This window comes from Kitasatospora sp. NPDC057198 (genome assembly GCF_042670125.1).
Lineage (GTDB): Bacteria > Actinomycetota > Actinomycetes > Streptomycetales > Streptomycetaceae > Kitasatospora.
The window spans coordinates 1-2,845 of the sequence record NZ_JBHUWH010000697.1; the positions used below are offsets into that span (position 1 = coordinate 1).

Consider the following 2,845-nt stretch of genomic DNA (forward strand, 5'->3'; position numbering starts at 1 on the left):
TGGTCCTGGTGCGCCGGGCCACGCTGGTCGGCGTGGCCGGGCTCGTGCGCGCCCCGCCGCGCCTCCCCGGCCCGGCCGCTCTCGCCGAGCAGCCGGATCAGGGCGCGCAGCGCGCCCCGGTCGCCGTCCGCGGCCAGGGCGCGCAGTTCCGGCGCCCGTCCCTGTTCCCGCAGCGCCCGGTGGAGCCTGCGCCGCGCGTGGACGTCCGTCCGCCCCAGCCGCTCCAGTTCCTCCAGGCGGCCCGCGGCGACGAGCAGGTCCATGTGCCACAGGTGGCTGTTGTGCGCCTGGTAGTCGGCGGAGTGGCACTCGGCCTGTGCGCTCACCAGGGCGATGGCCGCGTCCCAGTCGCCGCGCCGCACCGCCTCCTCGACCGCCCCGGGCCCGGCCGCGTCGTCGTCCGGCTCCGTCCTCACGCCTGCCCCCGCTGTCCGGCCGCCGCCCGCCAGCGCTCGTACAGTTCGGCGTCCCGCTCCCCCAGCAGGATCCCGCTCAGCACCATCTCCAGCATCACGCGGTCGAACTCCTCCGGCGCCCGCCCGTACCGCTCGGGGTTCCGCTCCACCAGCACCTCGGCGATCCGCCAACCCCGGCCGGCGAGTTGTTCGAAGGTGGCCGCGTAGATCTGGTGGCCCGTCCAACTGCGGTGCACGTGCACGGTGTCGCCCTCGGTCAGGACGTCCCACCTGTCGTCCCTGCCGTCCGAGCGCAGGCCGCACTTGATCCGCGCCCAGTCGGCGTCCGACCAGATCCGCTCCGGCCGCACCGGGAGGGGCTGCGGACGGGAGAGCGGGTGCAGGGGGACGGGGAAGTCGGCGCGGGTGAGGGGTTCGGCTCCGGGCGGCATCCCGCGATGGTAACCGCCGCGCCCGACCCGCCCGACCCGCCCGGCCGCCCTCCGCCCGCCGGCCGGGCTCAGAGCAGCAGCACGACCGCCACGACCAGCCCGGCCAGGACGAGCGCGCCGAGCACCGAACCGGCGACGGTCAGGCCGAGGCGGGTGGCCGGGTCCATCCGGCGGGTCCAGCCGGTACCGTCCATCACCTCGGCCACCAGGTCGGTCAACTCGGTGGAGTCGAACCGGTATTCGGCCACGTTCACGCCGTCCGGGCCGACCGTGCGGTAGCGGCGGGTCTGCTTGGAGACCAGGGTGCCCCGCGTGCTGCTCCGCGAGGCGGAGACCTGCAGGCCGCCCGGTCCGACACCGGCCCGCCAGCTGAGCTCGGTGAGCCGCTGTTCCCGGGTGTAGGTGCGGGCCGCCGGGTCGAAGCGCAGCAGGATCCGGTAGTCGATGGAGATCCGCTGCTCGTACAGGAAGCCCCGCCAGTGCGTGTCCGCGAGGTCGAGTTGCAGCAGCAGCCCGCCCTCGTCCCGGGTCACCGTGTACGGCGTGCCTTTCGTCCGGGCCGCGAACGCCTCGTACAGGCCCTCCGGCTCCGGCCCGCGCTCGGCTTCGGACACCTCGCTCATCCGCCGTTCCCTTCCGTTCGGCCGATCGGACGCGTCAACCTACCAAGCCCGCTCCGCCGCCCTCCGGCCACTCCCCCCGTTACCTAATCCGATGTGTGGGCAGTCCCAGAACGTCCGACAGAAGGCCGCTTTGGGGTTGCTTGCCGTGGTGGATGCCTGGTCTCTCCCCTGGCCCGTGAGGTCTTGCGACAGAGCGGCGCCATCACGACCGAAGCGGGTGTCGCGGTGTCCCGGCCAGCACCGGGTTGGACGCCTTTGTCTCCATCGACCTGCGAGGTCTTGACACAGGCCGGCGCCGATCGGCGCTTGCGGGGCCGCCGCGACGCCTGCCGGTGACCGTACTGTCGTGGTCGTGGCGCGAGCCCGCTCCAGGGCCGACCCCTTGATCGTTCTCCGCGAGCCGTCGAGCTCTGGTGAAGACGGGGGCCCCTGGAGCGCGCTGGTGTCACGAACGGCTACTGAGATGGCGAACCACCGAGTCCTGGGATTAGGTCGCCGCGTGACCCGCATGTGCTCGTGACCTGCGAAAACAGGCAACAAGGGAGGATCGGATGGAGATCTTCTGCGGCATCGACTGGGCCGAGTCGCACCACGACGTCGCCCTGGTCGACGACATGGGCCGGCTGCTGGCCAAGCGCCGGATCACCGACGACGCGGCCGGCTACCGGCTGCTGCTCGACCTGCTCGCCGAACACGGCGACAGTCCCGAGGAGCCGATCCCGGTGGCGATCGAGACCAGCCGCAGTCTGCTGGTCGCAGTCCTGCGCACCGGCATCCGGAAGGTGTACGCGATCAACCCGCTGGCTGCCGCCCGCTACCGCGACCGCCACGGCGTCTCCCGCAAGAAGTCTGACCCAGGCGACGCTCTGGTGCTGGCCAACATCCTGCGCACCGACATGCCCATGCATCGGCCGCTGCCCGCCGACACCGAGCAGGCCCGCGCGATCACCGTGCTCGCCCGCGCCCAGCAGGACGCCGTCTGGAACCGCCAGCAGCCCGCCAACCAGATCCGCTCGCTGCTGCGCGAGTACTACCCCGCCGCCCTGGAAGCCTTCCAGCACAAGGCCGGCGGCCTCGCTCGCCCCGACGCCCGCGAAGTCCTCGCCACCGCGCCCACCCCGGCGAAGGCCGCCAAGCTCACCTTGGTGCAGTTGCGGGCCGCGCTCAAGCGGGCTGGTCGCACCCGCGGCATCGACGCCGAGGCCGAGCGCCTGCGCGAGGTCTTCCGTGCCGAGTACGCCCGCCACCCCGAACTCGTCGAAGCCGCTCTCGGCCGGCAGCTCCTCGCCCTCCTGGTGCAGCTCGACGCGGCCTGCCAGGCCGCCGACGACCTCGCCGACGCCGTCGAAGAAGCCTTCCGCGGGCACCCGGACGC

At 73.1% G+C, this 2,845-nt stretch carries 4 protein-coding genes; 1 reads left to right on the top strand and 3 read right to left on the bottom strand.

The window, feature by feature from the left end; all coding sequences use genetic code 11:
* The 3 genes from ACFUEL_RS37895 to ACFUEL_RS37905 all read right to left on the bottom strand — a co-directional run.
* A partial coding sequence (locus ACFUEL_RS37895; protein WP_380242496.1) for a hypothetical protein occupies nucleotides 1-416 on the bottom strand: 416 nt, incomplete at its 3' end.
* Nucleotides 413-847 carry a hypothetical protein gene (locus ACFUEL_RS37900; protein ID WP_380242498.1) on the bottom strand — a complete coding sequence of 145 codons (435 nt, stop codon included), beginning with the start codon at nucleotides 845-847 and terminating at the stop codon, nucleotides 413-415. The genes ACFUEL_RS37895 and ACFUEL_RS37900, both read right to left, overlap by 4 nt.
* A 68-nt stretch (nucleotides 848-915) precedes the next feature.
* Nucleotides 916-1,470, bottom strand: a complete 555-nt coding sequence (locus tag ACFUEL_RS37905) for a hypothetical protein (protein ID WP_380242500.1) — start codon at nucleotides 1,468-1,470, stop codon at nucleotides 916-918.
* Nucleotides 1,471-2,021: 551 nt separating this feature from the next.
* On the opposite strand from ACFUEL_RS37905, the gene ACFUEL_RS37910 reads away from it, so the two are divergent.
* The coding region (locus ACFUEL_RS37910; protein WP_380242502.1) for an IS110 family transposase at nucleotides 2,022-2,845 on the top strand (824 nt) is incomplete at its 3' end.

What these genes read in the sequence shown, in the direction of transcription:
- ACFUEL_RS37905 (WP_380242500.1), bottom strand. Translation starts at nt 1,470, where the DNA reads ATGAGCGAGGTGTCCGAAGCCGAGCGCGGGCCGGAGCCGGAGGGCCTG.
- ACFUEL_RS37900 (WP_380242498.1), bottom strand. Translation starts at nt 847, where the DNA reads ATGCCGCCCGGAGCCGAACCCCTCACCCGCGCCGACTTCCCCGTCCCC.